The organism is Roseateles terrae (genome assembly GCF_014192155.1).
Lineage (GTDB): Bacteria > Pseudomonadota > Gammaproteobacteria > Burkholderiales > Burkholderiaceae_C > Roseateles > Roseateles terrae.
The window spans coordinates 158,056-180,023 of sequence record NZ_JACHXO010000001.1 but is presented as its reverse complement, the minus strand read 5'-3'; the positions used below and the strand labels follow the sequence as shown (position 1 = coordinate 180,023).

The following is a 21,968-nucleotide window of genomic DNA, read 5'->3' as shown; positions in this document are numbered from 1 at the left end:
GAACCGGCCTTTCAAGATTACCGCATTCGGACCGCGGTGACCCGTGTCAGGGTTTCAGGATCGCCCGCAGGCGCTCAAGCCGCTGCGTGGGCACTGCCCGTGCTGACGGCAGGAGTGCCGCCGTTGTCGGGCTTGTTGCTCGGCGGGGTCCAGTCCTTGGGGGGACGCGGAGGACGGCCGCCCATGATGTCGTCGATCTGCTCGGCGTCGATGGTTTCCCACTCGAGCAGCGCCGTCGCCATGGCGTGCATCTTGTCCTTGTTCTCCTCGATCAGGCGGCGGGCGGTGCTGTACTGCTCGTCGATGATCTTGCGGATTTCCTGGTCGACCTTGCGCATGGTCTCTTCCGACATGTTGGTCGTCTTCGTGACCGAACGGCCCAGGAAGACTTCGCCTTCATTGTCGGCATAGACCATCGGGCCCAGCTCGTCGGTCATGCCGTAGCGGGTGACCATGTCACGGGCGATGGCCGTGGCGCGTTCGAAGTCGTTGCTGGCGCCAGTGGTCATCTGGTCCATGAACACTTCTTCCGCAATCCGGCCACCGAAGAGCACCGAGATGGTCGAGAGCATGCGCTCCTTGTCCATGCTGTAGCGGTCACCTTCCGGCAGCTGCATGGTCACGCCCAGGGCGCGGCCACGCGGGATGACGGTGACCTTGTGCACCGGGTCGGTCTTGGGCAGCAGACGCGCCACCAGGGCGTGACCGGCCTCGTGATAGGCGGTGTTCTTGCGCTCTTCCTCTGGCATGACCATGGACTTGCGCTCGGGGCCCATCATGATCTTGTCCTTGGCCTTTTCGAAGTCCTGCATGTCCACCACGCGGCCATTGCGGCGGGCGGCAAACAGGGCAGCTTCGTTGACCAGGTTGGCCAGATCGGCACCGGAGAAACCGGGGGTACCACGGGCGAGGATGTCGGCACGGACGTCCTGGCCGACCGGCACCTTGCGCATGTGCACATTCAGGATCTGCTCACGGCCACGCACGTCCGGCAGGGTGACATACACCTGGCGGTCGAAACGGCCGGGGCGCAGCAGTGCGGGGTCGAGAATGTCCGGACGGTTGGTCGCGGCCATGACGATCACACCCAGGTTGGTGTCGAAGCCGTCCATCTCGACCAGCATCTGGTTGAGGGTCTGCTCGCGCTCGTCATTGCCGCCGCCCAGGCCAGCACCGCGGTGACGGCCGACGGCGTCGATTTCGTCCACGAAGATGATGCAGGGCGCGCTCTTCTTGGCCTGCTCGAACATGTCGCGGACGCGGGCTGCGCCCACACCGACGAACATTTCGACGAAGTCAGAACCGGAGATGGTGAAGAACGGCACCTTGGCTTCGCCAGCGATGGCCTTGGCCAGCAGCGTCTTGCCGGTCCCGGGAGGGCCGACCAGCAGCACACCACGCGGAATGCGGCCACCCAGCTTCTGGAACTTCTGCGGGTCCTTGAGGAAGTCCACCAGCTCCTTCACTTCTTCCTTGGCTTCATCGCAACCGGCGACGTCCGCAAAGGTGGTGGAGTTGTTGGCTTCGTCCAGCATGCGGGCCTTGGATTTCCCGAAGCTGAACGCCCCGCCCTTGCCGCCGCCCTGCATCTGGCGCATGAAATACACCCAGACGGCGATCAACAGCAGCATCGGACCCCAGCTGAGCAAAATGCCCATCAGGACCGACGGCTCTTCGCGCGGCTTGACGTCGAACTTGACGTTGTTGTTGATCAGATCACCGATCAGGCCACGGTCCAGGTAGGTGGCCGTGGTGCGCACCTTGGCGCCCTCGGAGTTCACAGCGACGATTTCCGTGCCGCTGGACCCTTCCTGCAGGGTGACCTGCTTGATGCGCTTGGCACGCACATCGTCGAGGAAGTCGGAGTAAGCGACCTGATTCCCCTGCGTTGCGCTGCGATCGAACTGCTTGAAGACGGTGAACAGCACTAGGGCGATCACCATCCACACAGCCACCTTCGAGAACCACTGATTGTTCACCGCGACTCCTTCATCTTTCCGTCCCCTGCAGCCACGACGAACTTCCGAGGCGCAGGACTTGGACGGTACATGGGGTTGATTCTAGGACAGTCAAGTCCCCGCCCCTGATTGGCAATTCCATGTCCGTTGATAGATATTGCCATGATCATCGGCCCCGGGACGACCTGAATCGGGGGTGGAAGGCCGATCTCATCAGGGTTTTGGCGATTTTCCGAACTTTTCACCCCAAGGTCTCGAGCCCTGCCTGCGCCAGGATCAGCGCTTCAAACCGATGCCAACGAGAAAGTTTTCCGAAGATTTATCCCGGGAGGCCTTGGGTTTGGCGGTTTTGACCCGGCGAAACTGGTCCCGGAACGCCTGCACCAGTTCATCGTAACCCGCCCCGTGGAAGACCTTGGCCACCAGGGCACCATCCGGTTTGAGGTGACGGGCGGAAAAATCGAGGGCCAGCTCGATCAGGTGGGCAATGCGGGCGGCGTCGGTGGCGGCAATGCCGGAGAGATTGGGCGCCATGTCCGACACCACCAGATCCACCGGCGCACCGTTGAGCGACGCTTCCAGTTGCGCCAGCACCTCGTCTTCCCGGAAATCGCCTTGGATGAACTCCACCCCTTCGATCGGCTCGAATTCGAGCAGGTCCAGCGCAATGATGCGGCCATTGAGCTGGCCGGCAGCGGCGCCGCCCACCCCCGCTTCCTTCGGCGCAAAGCGGCGGCGCAGGTATTGGCTCCAGGCGCCCGGGCAGGCGCCCAGGTCCACCACCACCTGACCGGGACGAATCAGCTGGAATTCTTCGTCGATTTCCTTCAGTTTGTAGGCGGCGCGAGAACGAAACCCTTCTTTTTGCGCCATCCGGACATAGGGGTCATTCACGTGCTGATTCAGCCACGCCTTGTTGACCTTCTTGCTTTTGGTGTCGATTTTCATGAGGGGATTTTGCCTGAATGTCCCGCAGGCGGCGCCGCTGCGGCCATCTGGCGCTTTCGCGAAGTCCGCCACTCACGGATAATGCGCGCCATGCCTGCTATTCAACTGACTCCTGCCCAGCGCAAGGACAAACGCGCCGACGCCCACCATCTGGATCCGGTGGTGATGATCGGCGCCGACGGCCTGACCCCGGCCGTGACCAAGGAAGTGGACGCCGCCCTGAAGGCCCACGGCCTGATCAAGGTGCGTGTGATGTCCGACGACCGTGACGGTCGCGAATCGATCCTGGCCACCCTGGCCGAGGAACTGGACGCCGCTCCCATCCAGCACATCGGCAAGTTGCTGGTGCTGTGGCGCCCGATGCCCGAGAAGGAAAAGGCCGTGCGTGAAGACGCCCGCCCTGCCCCCAAGACGGTCAAGATCGTCAAGTTCTCCAAGAGCGGCAACAACCGCCCTCAGATCAAGAAGGTGCAGGTGCTGGGCAACCAGCGCGTCACCCAGGGCGGCGAGATCAAGCGCGCGAAGAAGCCGCGCCAGACCAGCGTCAAGAAGTCCAGCGCTTCCTGAGCCCGGCGCTTCCTCACGAGAAAAGGACGGCCATGTTGCCGTCCTTTTTTATTTCCGCTGGGATGGTGACGATGCGCCAGCAGCGATGGCTGCGCATGACTGCCTGGGCATTACTGCCTGGGCATGATTCGCCACGCCAGCACCACCACCGCCACCGTGCGCAGCCCAAACATCGCCAGCGACACCGCATGCAGCTGCAGGAAGGTCCAGGACCCCAGCCCCTGCTTCGCCGATTCCATCAGCGGCTGCAGACCGTAGTAGCCCAGCACCGTCAGGAACAGCGCCACCAGGGGCAGCACCAGCGGCAGGCCCATCACCGGACCCGTCGACGTGCCGTCCCGCTGCAGCCGGCGCTCCATCAGCACCAGCAGCACGGCGGCGGCCAGCGCGATGCGCGCATCCATCTCGAAGAGTCGGCCGACATATAGGCCAGCCTGCGCCCGCTCCAGCGATGCAAAGGCATTGGGCGCCGCCAGAAACGCCACGGTGAGCAGTTCACCCGCCCACAGCGCCGCCAGCAAAGCCCTCAGCCGCAGCAGCATCAGAGATACCGGACGTCGACGATCTCGTAGCGCTTGATGCCGCCCGGGGCCTGCACCTCGGCCACATCACCGGCTTCCTTGCCGATCAGCGCGCGTGCAATCGGCGAGCTGATGGAGATCAGGCCCTGCTTCAGGTCGGCTTCGTCGTCGCCAACGATCTGGTAGGTGACGGCGGCGCCGCTTTCCTCTTCTTCCAGATCCACGGTGGTGCCAAACACCACGCGACCGCCCGCGTCCAGCTCGGACGGGTCGATCACTTGCGCAGCCGCCAGCTTGCCTTCGATCTCGAGGATGCGGCCTTCGATGAAACCTTGCTTGTCCTTGGCCGCTTCATATTCGGCGTTTTCGGACAGGTCACCTTGGGCGCGAGCCTCGGAAATGGCGTTGATCACGGCATGACGCTCGACCGTCTTGAGTCGATGCAGTTCTTCTTTCAGCTTTTCAGCGCCGCGCTTGGTCAGGGGGATCGTGGCCATGTGTTGAACCTAGAAATGACAAAACAAACCGCCGCTGCCGCCCAGGGATTCTGAGCAGCGGCGGCGGAATGGATAGCACCAGTTTAATGCAGTTCGGCGTGCAGTTCCTGCAGCGATTGCACCAGTAGACCGTCCTTGTGCTTCATGCCCTCCACGGCGGCTTCGCAACCGGCCATGGTGGTGTAGTAGGTCACACGGTTGGCCAGGGCGGCCTGACGGATGTGGCGGCTGTCGGCGATCGCGGCGCGGGTTTCATCCACGGTGGTGAACACCAGCTGGATGTCGCCGCCCTTGATCATGTCCACGATGTGCGGACGGCCGTCCTTGACCTTGTTGACCACCCGCACCGGAATGCCGGCGTCGGCGATCGACGCCGCCGTGCCCTTGGTGGCCACCACGCCAAAGCCCAGCGCCACCAGGTCGCGGGCCAGTGCCACGGCGCGCTCCTTGTCGCTGTTCTTCACCGTGATCAGCACATTGCCCTGACGCGGCAGGCGCGAACCGGCGCCCAGCTGGCTCTTCAGCATGGCTTCGCCGAAGGTCCGGCCGGCGCCCATCACTTCGCCGGTCGAACGCATTTCCGGGCTGAGGATCGGGTCCACGCCAGGGAACTTGTTGAACGGGAAGACGGCTTCCTTGACCGAGTAATACGGCGGCTGGATCTCCACCGGCGGCTTGCCCCCGGCGGCCTTCTGGTCCTTGAGCTTCGTGCCGGCCATGCAGCGGGCCGCGATCTTGGCCAGGGGCTGGCTGGTGGCCTTGGAAACGAACGGCACCGTGCGGGACGCGCGGGGATTCACTTCCAGCACGTACACCGTGTTGTCCGCCAGGCCCTGGGTCACGTCGCCCTGGATGGCGAACTGCACGTTCATCAGGCCGACCACCTTCAGCGCACGCGCCATGGCGGCGGTCTGACGACGCAGCTCTTCCTGCAGTTCCTGGGACAAGGTGTACGGAGGCAGCGAGCACGCCGAGTCACCGGAGTGGATGCCGGCCGCCTCGATGTGCTCCATGATGCCGCCGATCATCACGTCTTCGCCGTCGCAGATGCAATCGACGTCGACTTCCACCGCATCTTCCAGGAAGCGGTCCAGCAGCACCGGGGACTTCTCGGAGACCCGCACCGCTTCGCGCATGTAGCGCTCCAGGTCCTTGTCGCCGTGCACGATTTCCATCGCGCGGCCGCCCAGCACATAGCTCGGGCGCACCACCAGCGGATAACCGATCTCGTTGGCCAGCGCCACCGCCTGATCTTCATTGCGGGCGGTGCGGTTGGGCGGCTGCTTCAGACCCAGCGTGTGCAGCAGCTGCTGGAAGCGCTCGCGGTCTTCGGCCATGTCGATGGAGTCCGGGCTCGTCCCGATGATGGGCACGCCATTGGCTTCCAGGTCCAGCGCCAGCTTCAGCGGCGTCTGGCCGCCATACTGCACGATCACGCCGACCGGCTTTTCCTTCGCCACGATTTCCAGCACGTCTTCCAGCGTCACCGGCTCGAAGTAGAGGCGGTCGGAGGTGTCGTAATCGGTGGAGACGGTTTCCGGATTGCAGTTGACCATGATGGTCTCGTAGCCGTCTTCGCGCATCGCCAGGGCCGCATGGACGCAGCAATAGTCGAACTCGATGCCCTGACCGATCCGGTTCGGGCCACCACCCAGCACCATGATCTTCTTCTTGTCGGTCGGGTTGGCCTCGCACTCCTCGTCATAGGTCGAGTACATGTAGGCCGTCTGCGTCGCGAATTCGGCGGCGCAGGTGTCCACCCGCTTGTAGACCGGGCGCACATTCAGCGCATGGCGGGCCTTGCGGACCTCATGCTGATTCGTCCCCAGCAGCTTGGCCAGCCGCTTGTCGGAAAAGCCCTTCTTCTTCAGCAGGCGCAATTCGTCGGCACTGAGCGAATCCAGCGCACGACCCTTCAGGCTCTGCTCGATCTTCACCAGCTGTTCGATCTGGGCCAGGAACCACGGATCGACGGCGGTCTCTTCGTAGACTTCGTCCAGCGTCATGCCGACGCGGAAGGCGTCGCCGAGGAAGAGGATGCGCTCCGGACCGGCCTCGCCAATTTCCTGCACGATCTCTTCACGATCGGTGCTGCGTTCGGTCAGGCCGTCGATGCCGGTTTCCAGGCCTCGCAGGGCCTTCTGGAACGACTCCTGGAAGCTCCGGCCCATGGCCATCACTTCGCCCACCGACTTCATCTGGGTCGTCAGGTGCGAGTCGGCCATCGGGAACTTCTCGAAGGCAAAACGCGGGATCTTGGTGACCACGTAATCGATGCTGGGTTCGAACGACGCCGGGGTGATGCCGCCGGTGATGTCGTTGCGCAGCTCGTCCAGGGTGTAGCCGACCGCCAGCTTGGCGGCGATCTTGGCGATCGGGAAGCCGGTGGCCTTGGAGGCCAGGGCCGACGAGCGCGACACACGGGGATTCATCTCGATCACGATCATCCGGCCGTTGTCCGGATTGATCGAGAACTGCACGTTGGAGCCGCCGGTGTCCACGCCGATTTCGCGCAGGATGGCGATGGAGGCATTGCGCAGCAGCTGGTATTCCTTGTCGGTCAGCGTCTGTGCGGGAGCCACGGTGATCGAGTCACCCGTATGGATGCCCATCGGATCCAGGTTTTCGATCGAGCACACGATGATGCAGTTGTCCGCCTTGTCGCGGACCACTTCCATCTCGTATTCCTTCCAGCCGATCAGCGATTCTTCAATCAGCAGCTCGTTGGTCGGCGACAGGTCCAGACCGCGCTTGCAGATGTCTTCGAATTCCTCGGGGTTGTAGGCAATGCCGCCGCCCGAACCGCCCAGGGTGAAGCTGGGACGGATCACCATGGGGAAGCCGCTGCCGCCGATGTCCGCCTGGATGCGCTTTTGCACCGCCCAGGCTTCTTCCAGCGAGTGGGCGATGCCGGACTTGGCCGAGTCCAGGCCGATCTTGGTCATCGCGTCCTTGAACTTCAGGCGGTCTTCCGCCTTCTCGATGGCCTTCTCGTTGGCGCCGATCATCTCGACCTGGTACTTCTCCAGCACGCCATGCTTGTGCAGGTCCAGGGCGCAGTTCAGCGCGGTCTGGCCGCCCATGGTGGGCAGGATCGCATCCGGACGCTCCTTGGCGATGATCTTCTCGACCACCTGCCAGGTGATGGGCTCGATGTAGGTCACATCGGCGGTGTCCGGGTCGGTCATGATGGTCGCCGGATTGCTGTTGACCAGAATGACCTTGTAGCCTTCTTCACGAAGGGCCTTGCACGCCTGGGCGCCGGAGTAATCGAACTCGCAGGCCTGGCCGATGATGATCGGGCCCGCGCCGATGATCAGGATGCTTTGAATGTCAGAACGTTTTGGCATTGCGGGTCTCCATCAGGCCTTGGACATCAGACCGATGAAGCGGTCAAAAAGATAGGAAATGTCATGCGGGCCGGGGCTGGCTTCCGGGTGGCCCTGGAAGCAGAACGCCGGCTTGTCGGTACGGGCCAGGCCTTGCAGCGTGCCGTCGAACAGGCTGACATGGGTGGCGCGCAGGTTCGACGGCAGCGTGTCGGGATCGACCGCAAAGCCGTGGTTCTGGCTGGTGATGCTGACGCGGCCGTTGTCCAGGTCCTTGACCGGATGGTTCGCGCCATGGTGGCCGAACTTCATCTTGAAGGTCTTGGCGCCGGAGGCCAGCGCCATGATCTGGTGACCCAGGCAGATGCCGAAGGTGGGGATGCCCGCTTCGATCAGCTGTGCCGTGGCCTTGATGGCGTAGTCGCAGGGTTCCGGATCGCCAGGGCCGTTGGAGAGGAAGACACCATCGGGTTCCAGGTCGAAGACCTCGGAGGCCGGGGTCTGCGCCGGCACAATGGTGATGCGGCAGCCGCGCGAGGCCAGCATGCGCAGGATGTTGCTCTTGACGCCGAAGTCGTAGGCGACCACATGGAAGCGCGGGGTGGTCTGCTCGCCGTAGCCCTTGCCGAGCACCCATTCGGTTTCGGTCCAGGTCTCGCGCTCGGTGCGGCTGACAACCTTGGCCAGGTCCAGGCCGGCCATGCTGGGCGCGCCCTTGGCCAGGGCGATGGCTTCCTGGATCAGCGCATCGGTGATCTGCTCGCCGGCCTTCAACGCCAGGATGCAGCCGTTCTGGGCACCCTTTTCACGCAGCACGCGGGTGAGGCGGCGGGTGTCGATGTCGGCGATGGCGACCGTGCCTTCGTCCTGCAGGTACTGGCGCAGGCTGCGGGTCTTGCGGAAGTTGGAGTCGAGGACGGGCGCCTCTTTGATGATCAGGCCTGCGGCATGGATCTTCGTGGCCTCGACGTCCTCGTCATTGACGCCATAGTTGCCGATATGCGGATACGTCAGGGTGACGATCTGGCGGCAATAGCTGGGGTCGGTGAGGATTTCTTGGTAGCCGGTGAGCGAGGTGTTGAACACCACTTCACCAACGGTCCGGCCGGCGGCGCCGAGCGCGGAACCCTTGAAGACCGTGCCGTCTGCCAAGGCGAGGATCGCTGGGGGGGTGGAAAGCAGATCGGGCAGCACGGGTAACTCCGTTGTTATGCGCGCGCCCAGCTCTGCTCCAGCCTCGGTGCAGCCAGGGAGCGCAATGTCAGCGGCTCACAGGTCGGCTGCGAAGAGGTCAATCCAGAAAGAGTGATTCCTTGCGAGGGGTGAAGTGTGCGAGGCGCGGTAGGTTGCGGGTAAACCTGCTAAGTATAGCCTGCCAGGGTATACACCGACCACATTTGCGCAAACGAAACCGTGCAAGGTGGGCGGGTGTCGACCCGCACCACCTCGGGGATCCAAGCGATCAGCCCAACGCGGCGATGCCAGCCTTCGCCACTTGCGCATCCTCGGCGGACTTGACGCCACTCACGCCGACGGCGCCGATGCAGTGGCCGTCCACGACGACCGGCACACCGCCTTCGAGCATGCCTTCCAGAGGCACGCTGAGGAAGGCGGCCCGGCCGTTGTTGACGATGTCTTCATACACCTTGGATTCGCGACGACCCATGGCGGCAACCTTGGCCTTCGCCGGTGCGATCACCGCAGAGCTGGCGGCGGCACCGTCGTGACGCTGCAGCCACAGCAGATGACCGCCGTCATCCACGATGGCGATGGTCACGGCCCACTGGTGTTTGGCAGCCTCAGCCTCGGCGGCGGCGGCGATGCGCTTGACGTCTTCCAGGCTCAGGTAGGGCTTTTGCTTCATGGTGTTATGGTAGAGGTGAACGGGGGAGTTGCCACTTTAGCCAAGCTGGCGCCCCGCCCTACAATCACAACAGTTTCTTTTTCATGGAGGTTCAGATGAACAACCAAGGTCTGCAAGAGCAACCGGGCTCGTTCGGTGGCTACGCATCACTGGCGGTGGACCGTCAGCGGGTGCTGCGCAACACCTATCTGCTGCTGGCCGTCTCGCTGATTCCGACGGTGCTGGGCGCCTGGCTGGGGGTTCAGACCCACCTCTTCGAAGGCATGCGTCATGGTCTGACCAGCCTGATCTTCTTTGCCGGCGCCATCGGCCTGATGTTCCTGGTGGAGAAGAATAAGAACTCCGGCTGGGGCGTAGCCTTCCTGCTGGGCTTCACCTTCTTCATGGGCCTGATGCTGTCGCGCCTGGTGTCGGCGGTGCTGGGCTTCTCGAATGGTCCGTCGCTGATCATGACGGCGTTTGGCGGTACCGCGGCCATCTTCCTGGCCATGGCGTCGCTGGCGACGGTGGTGAAGCGGGATCTGTCGGGCCTGGCGAAGTTCCTGTTTGTGGGCGCGGTGATCTTGATGATCGCGGGCATTGCCAACATCTTCCTGCAGTCGTCCGCGCTGATGCTGACGATGCTGGTGGGCGTGCTGGGCGTGTTCTCGGCGTTCATGCTGGTGGATGTGAAGCGCATCCTGGATGGCGGTGAGACCAACTACATCAGCGCCACGCTGGCGATCTACCTGGACATCTACAACGTGTTCCAGGCCCTGCTGTCGCTCCTCGGCATCTTTGGCGGTGAACGGGATTGACCCCCCCTACGCGCTGACGCGCGCCCCCCAAGGGGGCAAGTCGGAGCCCGGCAAAGCCGGATCTCCAGACTTCGGCTGGGGGCGGGTGGCAGCAAGACTGTCTCGACGCTCCACACCCAGCGGCCACCCTTGGTCGGCGGCGTGAGCGGTACGGCAATGACAATGGGCCCTCGGGCCCATTTCTTTTGCTGGAGGCAGTGGCGGCCAGCGTGTTTCAACGTGCCACACTCAGCGGCCACCCTTGGTCGGCGGCGTGAGCGGTGCGGCATGACAATGGGCCCATGGGGCCCATTTTTCGTTGTGGGCGCCGGGAGGAGCCCGGAGCCGGTTGGTCAGCGTTCGAAGACGGCAATGCTCTCGACGTGCGCCGTGTGCGGGAACATGTTCACCGCACCCGCATTGACGCAGCGGTATCCCGCCACGTTGACCAGCAGCCCCGCATCGCGGGCCAGGGTGGCAGGGTTGCAGGAGACGTACACGATGCGCTTCGGGGGGACATAACCCGGCGCCAGCGACGGGTCTTGCACCAGGTCCGCCAGAGCCTTCGCCAATGCGAAAGCACCCTCGCGCGGTGGGTCCACCAGCCAGCGGTCAGCATTGCCATCTGCAGCCAGCAGCTGCGGCGTCATGTCAAACAGGTTGCGGGCCACGAAGGACGCCTTGTGGCTCAAACCATTGCGCTCCGCGTTCTCCCGTGAACGCTGCACCAACGCTTCGCTGCCCTCAATGCCCAGCACCTCGCGGGCCTGCGTCGCCAGCGGCAAGGTGAAGTTGCCCAGGCCGCAGAACCAGTCAATGATCCGCTCCTGCGGCTGAACGCCCAGCAAGCGCAGCGCACGCCCCACCAGCACCGTGTTGATGTGGTGATTGACCTGCGTGAAGTCCGTCGGCTTGAAGGGCATCACCACACCAAACTCAGGAAGCGTGTACGCCAGCTCAGGGCCGCCCGTGTCCAGCAGGTGCACCGTCTCCGGCCCCTTGGGCTGCAGCCACCACTGAACCCCATACTCCGCAGCAAAGGCGCGCAGCTTGTCCACGTCGCCCGCACTCAGCGGCTCCAGGTGACGCAGCACCAGCGCAATCACCTGCACCCCACTGCTGTCACCAATGGCCAGCTCGATCTGCGGCAGGCGATCCCGCGCCTCCATCGAGCCCACCAGCTCGCGCAGCGGCATCAGCATGTCGCTCACCCGCTCCGGCAACACCTTGCAGACCTGCATGTCGGCGATGTAGCGGCTCTTGCGCTCGTGGAAACCCACCAGCACATGCCCCTTCTTCGGCACGTAGCGCACCGACAAACGGGCACGATACCGATACCCCGTCGCCGGCCCCTCAATCGGACGCAGCAAGGACTCGGCCTTCACCTTGCCCAGATGCCACAGGTTGTCTTCCAGCACACGCTGCTTGACCGCCACCTGCGCCCCCGGATGCAGGTGCTGCATCTTGCAGCCCCCGCACGCCCCCGCATGCAGACCAAAATGAGGACAGACCGGGCGCACCCGCTGCGAACTCTCGCGACGCATCGCCACCAGAGCCGCCTGCTCCCAGTTGTTCTTCTTGCGGCCGACGCTGACCTGCACCTCTTCACCCGGCAGCGCGCCTTCGATGAAAACGACCTTGCCTTCGCTGTTATGGGCCACGCCCTGCGCTTCAAGGTCCAGCGATTCGACCTTCAGCCATTCGGAAACATCAGTCATAACCGCGCATTATCTGGCATGGCCGTCAGAGGCCAGCCACGCGCCGCGCATCCCGCGAAGAAATCAGAAGATGGAGTCGCGGTTGATGCCTTGCCTCAGCATGTTGCGCTTGAGCTTGGCCTGCGCCTCGATCTGGATCTGCCGGATCCGCTCCCGCGTCAGCCCCAGCCGCACCGCCAGCACATCCAGCGTCTCCGGCTCTCGGTCCGCCAGGCCATACCGGCCGGCGAGCACCTCGCGCTCCCGGTCGCTCAGCGACGCCAGTCCCGCCATCAGCAGCCCTTCAAGTTCATGCGTCAGCCGCAGGCCCGCCGGGTCCATCGCCTGTTCATCCGCCACCAGGTCCAGCATCGACTCGCCGCCCTCGCCGTTGCGGTCCACCGGCGAATCGAGTGAGCTGGGCAGTTCGGCATAGGCGAGCAAGGCCGCAATCTCTTCCACCGGCCTTCCCAGCGCCCGCGCAATGTCTTCGTCCCGCACCTGGGATTCACCGCCCTGCCCCGCCGACAAGGCCTCCAGCGAGCGCCGCGCCTTGAGCACCTGATTCAGCTCCCGCACGATGTGCACCGGCAGCCGAACCAGCCGTGCCTGGTGCATCAAGGCCCGTTCCACCGCCTGGCGGATCCACCAGCTGGCGTAGGTCGAAAACCGGAAACCCCGTTCAGGCTCGAACTTTCCAATGGCATGCATCAACCCGAGGTTGCCTTCCTCAATGAGATCACTCATCGGCAGCCCCCGGCCCAGGTAGTTCTTGGCAATGCTGACCACCAGCCGCAGGTTGTGCTCGATCATGGCCTGGCGCGCTTCAAAGTCGCCAGCACGGGCCCGGGTGGCGGTCTCGAATTCCTGCTGCGGCGTCAGCAGCGGCGTGCGTCGGATGTCGCGCAGATAGGCCTGCAGCGCATTGCCGGGATCGCCCCCTTCCATCGGTGCCAGCAGGGGCTGGCTGGCGCGACCCTGCTCGGGCGCGTCGGGCGCGTCGGGTGCATCCGCATCGGCCGGATCGGCGGTGCCATCGACCACCTCGCCGACATCGCCCGCGTCGCCCGCGAGCACGTCCATGTCGGCATCCGCCACCAGCAGAAGGTCGGCATCGTCGACGACGTCCGGCGGCGGCTCGACGCTGTCATCACCGACTTCCAGCAGCTCAACGGCGACGTCTTCGGGCTCGCTGTGGGCATCGCCGTCGCCTTCGAGGTCCGGCGCATCGACGACATCGTCGGGAGGGCGCCTGTCGTTGATGTCCGGGACATCCGTCAGGCGCGCGCCCTCCATCCCGGAGGGCGGGCGCGCCGCCAACGAAGGCGGCATGGCAAAGCGGCCAGCTTCCTGGCCTGCGGACAGGTTGGGCAAGTCATGCCCATCCCTTGAGGCGGCGCGTTGACTCATGTCGCGGCGCCTCCTTTCAGCGCCTGCTAACGGTTGGGCAACAGCTTGGCAGGATCGATTGGCTTGCCCTGCTTGCGCACCTCAAAGTGCAGCTTGACCCGGTCCGTGTCGGTATCACCCATCTCAGCGATCTTCTGACCCTTGCGCACGACTTGATCTTCCTTCACCAGCAAAGTCTGGTTGTGTGCGTAAGCCGTCAGATAGTTCGTGCTGTGCTTGATGATGATCATGTTGCCGTATCCGCGCAAGCCCGCACCCGCGTACATCACGCGGCCATCGGCTGCCGCGAAGACTGGGTCCCCGGCCTTGCCCGCAAACGCCAAACCCTTGTTGCGAACTTCGTCAAAGCCTGCTACCACCTGACCTGCGGCGGGCCAGCCCCAGCTGATGTCGTCGTCGTCCTTGATGACGGGGGCGGTCGGAGCCGACGCCACCACCCCTGTCGGGCTGCTGGACGCCACCGCGCCGCTGGTGGCGCCGGACGGTGCGGAGGCACCGCTGGCGGTGGTGGCCGACGGCGTCACTGCGGGAGCCTTGCCGTCCAGCGGACGGCTTTCCACCCGGGCGGAAGCCAGCGGACGGGTACTCACCGAACTGGCATCCACACCCGGCGGCACCACCCGCAACACCTGACCCACTTCGATGATGTTGGGGTTGTCCATGCCGTTCCAGCGCGCCAGTTCGCGCCAGGACTGGCCGTTGTCCAGGGCAATGCGGATCAGCGTGTCACCGGGCTTGACGGTGTAGTAGCCCGGCTTGCCGGCATTCTCGGCACCCGGCAGGGGCTTGGGCGGCTCGGCAACCGGCGTGGCGGCTGGCGCGGAGGTCGTGGGCGCGGGCGGTTTGCCCACGGTGCGTTCCTCCACCGGCGCGCGATGCGGCGGGACGGTACACCCGACCAGCGCCAGCAACAGCACGGAGATCCCTACAAGCGGAAGACGATGAAGATGTTGCATGCGCTTTTGTTTGTCGTTACAGAACGCTGTAGCCGGAGTTGTCTACCGGTTACATGACGCCCGATTTTAGGGGCACGAAGAGGACGGGCTCATGCAAGCTGCGCACAAAGCGGGATCCCTGTGCATCGCGCAGGTGATCGATCAGCACCAGCACCTGCCCGCGACCGCTTGGGGCGGTCATCGGCGCCACCAGGCGGCCACCGGGCGCAAGCTGGTCGAGCCAGGCCTGCGGAATGTCGTCACCGCCGGCAGCGGAGATGATGCTGTCGTAGGGCGCGGAAGGGCCGTGGCCCAGCATGCCATCCCCATAAACAAGACGGACCCGGTTGTAACCGACGAGGTGCCCGCTGGCCTTGTCGTGCAACGGTTTGAGACGTTCCACCGACACGACGTGGCGCGCCACCTGCATCAGCAGGGCGGCCTGATAACCGCAACCGGTGCCAATTTCCAGCACCTTGCCCAGGTCGCCGCGGGCCTGCGCCCCTGGGGCAGCCAGCATCAGCGCCATCATCCGGCCCACCACTGACGGTTTGGAGATGGTCTGGCCATGGCCGATGGGCAGGCTGGTGTCCTCGTAAGCCTGAATGGCCAGGGCCGTGTCCACGAATTCATGACGTGGCACGGTGGCCAGGGCGTTCAGGACGCGCTCGTCCGACAGCCCTTCGCGCCGCAGCCGCTGCACCATGCGCTGGCGAACGCCGGCAGAGTCCAGCCCCAGGCCGCTGGGCGGCAGGGTCCTGGCCTTGAGCGCCGCCGCCTGCTGCCAATGCCCCTGCGGCTTGAGCGGCTCGCGTGCGGACGCTGGCGCCACTGCGGGCGCCGCAGACGCCTTGCCCGCCCCGGCAGGCCCGGCGCTTCCCTTGGGCGCGGTCCCCAGCTGGTGCAGCGACAGCGGGAACCGCTTGGCGCGCGGCGGCGAGTCGCTCATGCCGCGCCGTTCAACTTCAGGCGTTGACGCCAGGCGCCCAGGGTGGCGTGCTCGGTCAGGTCCACCTGCAGGGGCGTGATCGACACATGGCCATTGGCCGTGGCGTGAAAATCGGTGCCCTCCCCGGCTTCGCGGGCATCACCGGCGGGACCGATCCAGTAGATCATCTCGCCGCGGGGGCTGCGCTGCTGGATGGTGGCCTCACTGGCATGACGGCGGCCCAGCCGGGTGACCTGACGGGGGAGCTGCGCGGCATCCGAGCGATTCGGGATGTTCACGCTCAGCAGGAAGGGATTCCCCAGTCCGCCGGCAATCACCTCCTGCACCAGCTGGCGGGCCATGGCCGCGGCGGCATCGAGGTGACCCCATCCCTTCTCGACCTGCGAGAACGCGATCGAGGGAATGCCGAAGAGATAGCCTTCCGTGGCGGCGGCCACCGTGCCGGAGTAGAGCGTGTCATCGCCCATGTTGGCGCCATTGTTGATGCCGGAGAGCACCAGGTCCGGACGGTAGTCCAGCAGCCCGGTCAGGGCCAGATGGACGCAGTCCGAGGGCGTCCCGTTGACATAGCGGAAGCCGTTGGCCGCGGTGAACACCGACAGCGGTCGGGTCAGCGTCAAAGAATTCGAAGTGCCGCTGGCGTTTTGCTCAGGGGCAATCACCTCAATCTGCCCCAGCCCTTCGCAGGCACGCACCAGCGCGTGCAGACCAGGGGCGAGGTATCCGTCGTCGTTGGCGATAAGTATGCGCATGAACCGCATTGTAGGCAGACGTCACCTGTGGGACGCAGCGCCCTGCGAGGCCTCCCTATCATCGACTGACCTTTCCTCATCCAGCGCCCTGACGCCCGCCCCGCGAGGTGCCGGCGCGCCGCTGACCCACAAGTGCAAGGAGCAACCGATATGAAGGCCTGGCTGTGCGAAAACCCGACGGGGGTCGAAGCCCTGCAATGGAAGGACCTACCCCAGGCGCAGCCGGGACCCGGTCAGCTGCGGGTGGGCATCCGCGCCGCCAGCCTGAACTTTCCGGACCTGCTGATCATCCAGAACAAGTATCAGATGAAGCCGCCCCTTCCGTTCGTGCCGGGGACGGAATTCGCGGGTGTGGTGGAAGCGGTGGGCGACGGTGTGACCGGCTTCAAACCCGGCGACACGGTGGCCGCCTTCACCGGCACCGGCGGCTTCGCCACCGAGGCAGTGGTGCCGGCGGCGCTGGCGATGCCACTGCCGGCGGGTTTCCCCTTCGAGGATGCGGCCGCGTTCATCTGCACCTATGCCACCAGCCACCATGCGCTGATGGACCGTGCGGGCCTGCAGCCCGGTGAGACGGTGCTGATTCTTGGTGCGGCCGGCGGTGTGGGCACCGCCGCCATCCAGATTGCGAAGGCGGCCGGCGCACGCATCATTGCCGCCGCCTCGACCGATGCGAAATGCGCCCGCTGCAAGGAACTGGGCGCCGACGCCACCATCAACTACGGCAGCCAGTCGCTACGGGACGAGATCAAGACGCTGACCGAAGGCCGCGGCCCCGACGTGATCTACGACCCGGTCGGCGGCGATCTGGCCGAGGCCGCCTTCCGCTCCATCGCCTGGCGGGGTCGTTATCTGGTGGTGGGCTTTGCACAGGGCCAGATTCCATCGCTGCCGCTCAATCTGGCGCTGCTCAAGGGCGCCTCCATCGTCGGCGTCTTCTGGGGGGAGTTCGCCAAGCGGGAGCCCCAGCGCAATGCGGAGATGATGAAGGCGCTGGCCACCTGGTATGCCCAGGGCAAGATCAAACCGGTCATCGATCAGGTGCTGCCGATGGAGGACCTGCCGCAGGCCTTCGCCCGCATGAGTGGCCGCGCGGTGGTCGGCAAGCTGGTCGTGGTGAACCGTACCTGAGGTCAATCCGGCTGCAAGGGGTACGGTTGACACCCACTGCCCCATAAAAAAGCCGGGGCCCACCCTCTTCGCGGGGGCGTGGGGCCCCAGCGCGTGCGATAGGATGCCAAGGCTCAAGCTCACGCATTCCCATGGCCGTCAAAGTTCTCATCGTCGAAGACAACCCGGTAGCCCGCAGCTTCCTCTGCCGGGTCGTGCGCGAGAGCTTCAGCGACGGTATGGAGATTACCGAAGCCGGCGATCTGGAGGGGGCTCGTCAGCAACTGGCGCGGGCGGATGCCGAGCCCGGCGGGCCGGGCTTCAAGCTGATCCTGATCGACCTGGAACTGCCGGACGGCAACGGCATGGAGTTCCTGGGCGAGCTGGCCAACCGGCCGGCGGTCAAGATCGTCACCACGCTTTATTCCGATGACGATCACCTCTTCCCCGCCCTGCAGCGCGGCGCGGATGGTTATCTGCTGAAGGAAGACCGGTTCGAGGTACTGGTGGAAGAGCTGCAGCGCATCGTGCGCGGACAGCCGCCGCTGTCACCGGCCATTGCGCGGCGGCTGCTCTCGCACTTCCGGCCGGGCTCCAGCGGGGATTCGGGTCCGATGGGTCTGAACTCCGGCTTTGGCAACCTCACCTCCAGCGCGACGCCCAGCGGCCGCGGGGTCACGCTGGATCCGCTGCCGGAATGGGAGCGGCTCACCCCGCGTGAGAACGAGGTGCTGACCTACCTGAGCAAAGGCTTCACCATCAAGGAAATCGCCAACCTGATGGGCATCAAGTGGTTCACCGTCAACGACCACATCAAGAGCATCTACAAGAAGCTCAATGTGTCCAGCCGCGCGGAAGCGGCGGTGCTGGCGAGCAAACAAGGGCTGGTCTGAGCACCTCGGACTGGCGTTGACGCGCCGTCTCGCCTGCCCACTCGCCGCTCTCCCATTCGGGGTACACATGCCCTTGTCAGCGGCAAGGCTCCCCCACCTTGGGCTAAGCTGGGTTCAAACCGATCCCTTCGGATCGAACGAACCTGGAGCAGACGCATGACAACATTGCCAGAAGCCCTTCCCTTCTCTTCGTCCGCCGCGCAGGTCGTGGGCGCGCCTGTGGCGCGTTCAGGCCTGCGTCGCCATCCCTGGATGGCGGTGATGGCCACCGCGATGGTCGTTGGCCTGAGCGCTTGCGCCAACGGTCCCGCCGAGCCCACGACTCCGGCGGGCAGCCTGCCCCACACGGCGCGGTGGGATCAGCAGGAATGGGTGGTGACTGCAATCAATGGCGCCGAGTTGCCGGCGACGGGACCGCGGCCGACGCTTCGCATCGACGACGGTGTCGCCTCCGGCACCGATGGCTGCAATCGCTATCGGACACCGCTGAAGCCGGCTTCGGACGTACCCTCTGCGCTGCGCTTTGACGAAGCCGGCGGCGCCTCCACCCGCATGGCCTGCCCGGGCGATGGGGACTCGGTGTCTCGCGGCTGGCGTGCAGCGATGCAGGCCACGCGGTCGGTCCGCACGGAGCCGCATCGGCTGACCCTGGTCGACGAGAGCGGCAACATCGTGGCGCGACTGGCGCCGGTGAAGACCCAGGAAGCCCAGCGCTGAACCCGGCGCGTTCAGTCCACTACTACCCTCGCCGTGCGGGGGAGTCGTGCATCGCTGACGGCCCAAGCAAGTCGCAGTTCACCCGTTTCGCGTTATCGCTGATGCTGCTGGTGTTCGTCACCGGCTTCGCAGCGATGTGGCGGCTGGGTTCCCACAGCGACGAGCGTTTGCTGCAACGCATGCAGGTGATGGAGACGCGTGCGCTGTCGGGGTGAAGCCAGTCGAGCCAAGGTACGATTTGACTACCTCTGAGAAGAGGCTTCGCGCGATGGTGATCCAATCGCGCAGTGGAGAAGACCATGAACATCGCGACGAAGAAGACCACGAATCGGAAGCCTAAACGTGAGCCGACGGCCGTCGTGCTGCTCGATGAAGCGCGTGCACGCGTTCTCTCTCGTCAGCGCACAACCCTTTCTGAGCTGCGTAAGCGCTTGGAGGGTGTACTCGAGGATGACATCTCAGGTGTCGTTGTGGCTCGCCGATGAACGACCCTTCTTGATCCTTCATGAATAGCCCGCCAAGTGCGGGCTTTCTCTTTTGGTGCGCCACACGTTGCACCCGATTTTGTCGCAGCGCTCCGAGCGCCATTCCTCATGCGAGGTGGCGCCTCTTGCCTACCCCTAAGGCACCAACCCTAAGGCACCAACCCTAAGGCACCAACGAAAACGCCGACAAGACTTTCATCTTGTCGGCGTTCAGGGCATTACTGCCAAATTCGTTGGGGTGGCTGATGGGACTCGAACCCACGACGACCAGAATCACAATCTGGGACTCTACCAACTGAGCTACAGCCACCGTCGAAGAGTTAGATTATGGCTCAGATTTCTCAGTACAGGAAGCTTCTTTCGAAGATTTCTTGAAAATTTTCTGAGCCCGAAGGGTCATGCGGGCGATTATCAAATCATCGCCCCGCCTGACCCCCCTTCCGACCTTTACGGCGCCGGCGAAGAACTCGCGGCGGAAGCCGCCAGCGACTTCTGAACCGCGGGCTTGATGGCCGCCTTGTATTCCGTCTTCAGCGAGTTGTAGACACTCATCAACTCAGCCGCCGCCCAGGTCTGGGCATATTGGTCCGCAGCGCGCTTGGGATCAATCAGCGACGGGTCACGCGGCATCACCTTGTTGATGCGCACCACCAGATACTGACCTTCCACCGCATCCACACCCACATAAGCCGGCAGCTTCGAAGTATCCGCACGCAGCACCTGCTCCAGCGCCTTGCCCTGCAGCGCTTCCGGCTTGGCGCGAGACACCACCACCGGCTCACCCAGGCCCTTGGTGTCGCCACCCTTTTGCAGCTCGGCCAGACGCTGCTGGCCAGCCTTCACGGCGGCTTCCTTGGCACGCTGCTGCACCCAGGCCGCGGACACGGCGGCCTTCACGTCAGCCAGGGCCGGCGTGGTGCTCGGATGATGCGCGACCACACGGGCCGAGACCAGTTGGCTGGAGCCGGTGTCGACCGCAGCGGTATTGCGCTTGTTGTTCAGCGTATCGCTGCTGAACACGGCATCCAGCAGCTTGCTCGACGCCAGCACGCCGGTGGCATTCGCAGCCGGCTTGCGCTGCACGGTGGCCTTCTGAATGGTCAGCTTGAACTTGTCGGCAGCCGGCTTGAGGCTGTCGCTCTGTTCATAGACCAGATTGCCGAAGTCTTCCGCCGACTCGCTGTAGCGCTTTTGCGCGAGATCCTTGCGCAGAGCCGCCTCGATCTCGGGGCGCACTTCTTCCAGCGGACGCAGCTTGCCGCCGCGAATGCCGGTCAGCTTGATGATGTGATAGCCGAAGTCCGACTGCACCAGATTGCTGATGTCGCCTTCCTTCATCGAGAAGGCCGCGTCCTGGAACGGCTTGACCATGGCACCTTCACCGAAGAAGTCCAGGTCACCGCCGCGGGCGGCAGAGCCCGGGTCGTCCGAATTCTTCTTGGCCAGTTCTGCAAAGCCGTCCGGATTCTTCTTGGCCTCCGCCAGCAGCGATTCCGCCTTGGCCTTGGCCTTCTCCTTGTCAGCCGCCGACATGTCCGGCGTCATCTTCACCAGGATGTGGCTGGCACGACGTTCTTCCGGCGCCTTGAAGTTCTTTTCGTTCTGCTTGTAGTAACCCTCGACGTCCGCCGGATTCACCGTGACGGTGCTGCCCAGCGCAGACTGGTCCAGCACCACATATTCGATGTCAGCCGTCTCGGGCTGCACGAACCTGGCCGAGACCTTCGGGTCTTTGTAGAACGCTTCGAGATCGGCATCCGTCGGGGTCAGCGAAGCCGCAAACTCACGGACGTCAAAGCGCTGGATCTGCACTTCACGCTGCTGCAGCAGCGCATCGAAAGCGATATTGGCGCTCGACTGATTCGTCAACGCGCTCTCGGCCAGCGGGCCCATCACCTGCGCGCTCAGCGCGCCCTGGCGCACGCGCACCAGCAGACCTTCCGCCGTCAACCCCATCGCCGACAGCATTTCCTTGCGGAGCTTGCCGGACTCGTCGTAGAGGAAGGAGAGCTGCGGGTCGTTGCGGATGAGGCTGACCACCTGCTGGTCGTTCAGACTGCGATGCTCCTTCTCGACTGCCACCGCCAGCACGCGGTCCCGCAGCAGCGTCTCCAGCACCTGGCGACGCATCTCGGGCGTGTCGAACAGCTTGGGATCGACATTGGGGGACTGCTGGCGCATGCGCTCCTGCTGGTCCCGCAAGGCGGCATCCCACTCGGTCTGGCTGATCTTGCGATCTCCCACCGCGGCCACGGCCGAATTGCTGCCGTCCATGAAACGGCTGTAGCCCTCGACGCCCACCAACACGAAGGATGGGAGGATCACAATCAGCAGCAGGAACTGGAACAGTCGCGTGTGCTTGCGAACGAAATCAAACATCAACAACCTCAGATGAGCCTTGCGCACATACGACAAAGGCGAACCTCGGTTCGCCTTTGCGCTGCGGCAGTCTAGCCTCGGGATTGGTGGGCGCTGACGGTCTCGAACCGCCGACCTACTCCGTGTAAAGGAGCCGCTCTACCAACTGAGCTAAGCGCCCGAGGAATCGATTCCAGACCGG

Annotated in this window: 19 protein-coding genes and 2 tRNA genes; 6 read left to right on the top strand and 15 right to left on the bottom strand. The window is 64.4% G+C overall.

Going from position 1 to position 21,968, the window contains the following annotated elements; translation table 11 throughout:
• Positions 1-74: 74 nt before the first annotated feature.
• Both ftsH and FHS28_RS00805 read right to left on the bottom strand, forming a co-directional pair.
• Positions 75-1,979, bottom strand: coding sequence for an ATP-dependent zinc metalloprotease FtsH (ftsH, locus tag FHS28_RS00810; protein ID WP_088449524.1), 1,905 nt, complete (start codon positions 1,977-1,979; stop codon positions 75-77).
• Positions 1,980-2,234: 255 nt separating this feature from the next.
• Positions 2,235-2,906 carry an RlmE family RNA methyltransferase gene (locus tag FHS28_RS00805; RefSeq protein WP_088449525.1) on the bottom strand — a complete coding sequence of 224 codons (672 nt, stop codon included), beginning with the start codon at positions 2,904-2,906 and terminating at the stop codon, positions 2,235-2,237.
• Between the two features lie 90 nt (positions 2,907-2,996).
• Here FHS28_RS00805 and yhbY point away from each other — a divergent pair, with 90 nt between their 5' ends.
• Positions 2,997-3,473: a ribosome assembly RNA-binding protein YhbY gene (gene yhbY / locus FHS28_RS00800; protein WP_088449765.1), complete on the top strand. Its 477-nt coding sequence runs from the start codon at positions 2,997-2,999 to the stop codon at positions 3,471-3,473.
• A gap of 110 nt (positions 3,474-3,583) precedes the next feature.
• Here the strand turns inward: yhbY and FHS28_RS00795 are convergent, their stop codons facing one another.
• The 5 genes from FHS28_RS00795 to FHS28_RS00775 form a co-directional block, all read right to left on the bottom strand.
• Entirely contained in the window at positions 3,584-4,015 is a 432-nt protein-coding gene (locus FHS28_RS00795; protein WP_088449526.1) for a DUF4149 domain-containing protein, read from the bottom strand.
• Complete coding sequence (gene greA, locus FHS28_RS00790) at positions 4,015-4,491, bottom strand: transcription elongation factor GreA (protein WP_058934852.1); 477 nt, start codon at positions 4,489-4,491, stop codon at positions 4,015-4,017. The genes FHS28_RS00795 and greA overlap by 1 nt, the downstream gene beginning before the upstream one ends.
• A gap of 83 nt (positions 4,492-4,574) precedes the next feature.
• Positions 4,575-7,841, bottom strand: a complete 3,267-nt coding sequence (gene carB / locus FHS28_RS00785) for a carbamoyl-phosphate synthase large subunit (protein WP_184293943.1) — start codon at positions 7,839-7,841, stop codon at positions 4,575-4,577.
• 12 nt (positions 7,842-7,853) lie between these two features.
• The gene (gene carA, locus FHS28_RS00780; RefSeq protein ID WP_088449528.1) at positions 7,854-9,014 is read right to left on the bottom strand and encodes a glutamine-hydrolyzing carbamoyl-phosphate synthase small subunit; all 1,161 of its coding nucleotides are present in this window, start codon (positions 9,012-9,014) and stop codon (positions 7,854-7,856) included.
• 268 nt (positions 9,015-9,282) lie between these two features.
• Positions 9,283-9,684, bottom strand: a complete 402-nt coding sequence (locus tag FHS28_RS00775) for a GlcG/HbpS family heme-binding protein (protein WP_088449529.1) — start codon at positions 9,682-9,684, stop codon at positions 9,283-9,285.
• Positions 9,685-9,779: 95 nt separating this feature from the next.
• Between FHS28_RS00775 and FHS28_RS00770 the strand changes: the two genes are divergently transcribed.
• Positions 9,780-10,481 (top strand): Bax inhibitor-1/YccA family protein, encoded by a 702-nt coding sequence (locus FHS28_RS00770; RefSeq protein WP_088449530.1) that lies wholly within the window; start codon positions 9,780-9,782, stop codon positions 10,479-10,481.
• 332 nt (positions 10,482-10,813) lie between these two features.
• Here FHS28_RS00770 and rlmD read toward each other — a convergent pair whose 3' ends face one another.
• The 5 genes from rlmD to surE all read right to left on the bottom strand — a co-directional run bounded on the left by rlmD (position 10,814) and on the right by surE (position 16,203).
• A complete protein-coding gene (gene rlmD, locus FHS28_RS00765) occupies positions 10,814-12,178 on the bottom strand; it encodes a 23S rRNA (uracil(1939)-C(5))-methyltransferase RlmD (protein ID WP_088449531.1) in 1,365 nt (454 codons plus the stop codon).
• 63 nt (positions 12,179-12,241) lie between these two features.
• A complete protein-coding gene (rpoS, locus tag FHS28_RS00760; RefSeq protein WP_088449766.1) occupies positions 12,242-13,240 on the bottom strand; it encodes an RNA polymerase sigma factor RpoS in 999 nt (332 codons plus the stop codon).
• A gap of 353 nt (positions 13,241-13,593) precedes the next feature.
• A complete protein-coding gene (locus FHS28_RS00755; protein WP_088449532.1) occupies positions 13,594-14,523 on the bottom strand; it encodes a peptidoglycan DD-metalloendopeptidase family protein in 930 nt (309 codons plus the stop codon).
• 49 nt (positions 14,524-14,572) lie between these two features.
• Entirely contained in the window at positions 14,573-15,451 is an 879-nt protein-coding gene (locus tag FHS28_RS00750; protein ID WP_088449533.1) for a protein-L-isoaspartate(D-aspartate) O-methyltransferase, read from the bottom strand.
• The gene (gene surE, locus FHS28_RS00745; protein WP_088449767.1) at positions 15,448-16,203 is read right to left on the bottom strand and encodes a 5'/3'-nucleotidase SurE; all 756 of its coding nucleotides are present in this window, start codon (positions 16,201-16,203) and stop codon (positions 15,448-15,450) included. Before surE ends, FHS28_RS00750 begins: the two co-directional genes overlap by 4 nt.
• Before the next feature lie 150 nt (positions 16,204-16,353).
• On the opposite strand from surE, the gene FHS28_RS00740 reads away from it, so the two are divergent.
• The 4 genes from FHS28_RS00740 (at position 16,354) to FHS28_RS00725 (ending at position 19,408) form a co-directional block, all read left to right on the top strand.
• Positions 16,354-17,334 (top strand): NADPH:quinone oxidoreductase family protein, encoded by a 981-nt coding sequence (locus FHS28_RS00740; protein ID WP_088449534.1) that lies wholly within the window; start codon positions 16,354-16,356, stop codon positions 17,332-17,334.
• Positions 17,335-17,465: 131 nt separating this feature from the next.
• Positions 17,466-18,206, top strand: a complete 741-nt coding sequence (locus FHS28_RS00735; RefSeq protein WP_088449535.1) for a LuxR C-terminal-related transcriptional regulator — start codon at positions 17,466-17,468, stop codon at positions 18,204-18,206.
• A gap of 156 nt (positions 18,207-18,362) precedes the next feature.
• Positions 18,363-18,923 carry an META domain-containing protein gene (locus FHS28_RS00730; RefSeq protein WP_088449536.1) on the top strand — a complete coding sequence of 187 codons (561 nt, stop codon included), beginning with the start codon at positions 18,363-18,365 and terminating at the stop codon, positions 18,921-18,923.
• A gap of 299 nt (positions 18,924-19,222) precedes the next feature.
• Positions 19,223-19,408, top strand: coding sequence for a hypothetical protein (locus tag FHS28_RS00725; protein ID WP_184293933.1), 186 nt, complete (start codon positions 19,223-19,225; stop codon positions 19,406-19,408).
• 234 nt (positions 19,409-19,642) lie between these two features.
• Here FHS28_RS00725 and FHS28_RS00720 read toward each other — a convergent pair.
• The 3 genes from FHS28_RS00720 to FHS28_RS00710 form a co-directional block, all read right to left on the bottom strand.
• Positions 19,643-19,718, bottom strand: a tRNA-His gene (locus FHS28_RS00720).
• Between the two features lie 137 nt (positions 19,719-19,855).
• Positions 19,856-21,787, bottom strand: a complete 1,932-nt coding sequence (locus FHS28_RS00715) for a peptidylprolyl isomerase (protein ID WP_088449537.1) — start codon at positions 21,785-21,787, stop codon at positions 19,856-19,858.
• 84 nt (positions 21,788-21,871) lie between these two features.
• Positions 21,872-21,947, bottom strand: a tRNA-Val gene (locus tag FHS28_RS00710).
• Positions 21,948-21,968: the final 21 nt, after the last annotated feature.

Coding starts and splice junctions, on each gene's coding strand:
- FHS28_RS00805 (WP_088449525.1), bottom strand. CDS start 2,906: ATGAAAATCGACACCAAAAGCAAGAAGGTCAACAAGGCGTGGCTGAAT.
- yhbY (WP_088449765.1), top strand. CDS start 2,997: ATGCCTGCTATTCAACTGACTCCTGCCCAGCGCAAGGACAAACGCGCC.
- FHS28_RS00795 (WP_088449526.1), bottom strand. CDS start 4,015: ATGCTGCTGCGGCTGAGGGCTTTGCTGGCGGCGCTGTGGGCGGGTGAA.
- greA (WP_058934852.1), bottom strand. CDS start 4,491: ATGGCCACGATCCCCCTGACCAAGCGCGGCGCTGAAAAGCTGAAAGAA.
- carB (WP_184293943.1), bottom strand. CDS start 7,841: ATGCCAAAACGTTCTGACATTCAAAGCATCCTGATCATCGGCGCGGGC.
- FHS28_RS00775 (WP_088449529.1), bottom strand. CDS start 9,684: ATGAAGCAAAAGCCCTACCTGAGCCTGGAAGACGTCAAGCGCATCGCC.
- FHS28_RS00770 (WP_088449530.1), top strand. CDS start 9,780: ATGAACAACCAAGGTCTGCAAGAGCAACCGGGCTCGTTCGGTGGCTAC.
- rlmD (WP_088449531.1), bottom strand. CDS start 12,178: ATGACTGATGTTTCCGAATGGCTGAAGGTCGAATCGCTGGACCTTGAA.
- rpoS (WP_088449766.1), bottom strand. CDS start 13,240: ATGGACGTGCTCGCGGGCGACGCGGGCGATGTCGGCGAGGTGGTCGAT.
- FHS28_RS00755 (WP_088449532.1), bottom strand. CDS start 14,523: ATGCAACATCTTCATCGTCTTCCGCTTGTAGGGATCTCCGTGCTGTTG.
- FHS28_RS00750 (WP_088449533.1), bottom strand. CDS start 15,451: ATGAGCGACTCGCCGCCGCGCGCCAAGCGGTTCCCGCTGTCGCTGCAC.
- surE (WP_088449767.1), bottom strand. CDS start 16,203: ATGCGCATACTTATCGCCAACGACGACGGATACCTCGCCCCTGGTCTG.
- FHS28_RS00740 (WP_088449534.1), top strand. CDS start 16,354: ATGAAGGCCTGGCTGTGCGAAAACCCGACGGGGGTCGAAGCCCTGCAA.
- FHS28_RS00735 (WP_088449535.1), top strand. CDS start 17,466: ATGGCCGTCAAAGTTCTCATCGTCGAAGACAACCCGGTAGCCCGCAGC.
- FHS28_RS00730 (WP_088449536.1), top strand. CDS start 18,363: ATGACAACATTGCCAGAAGCCCTTCCCTTCTCTTCGTCCGCCGCGCAG.
- FHS28_RS00725 (WP_184293933.1), top strand. CDS start 19,223: ATGAACATCGCGACGAAGAAGACCACGAATCGGAAGCCTAAACGTGAG.
- FHS28_RS00715 (WP_088449537.1), bottom strand. CDS start 21,787: ATGTTTGATTTCGTTCGCAAGCACACGCGACTGTTCCAGTTCCTGCTG.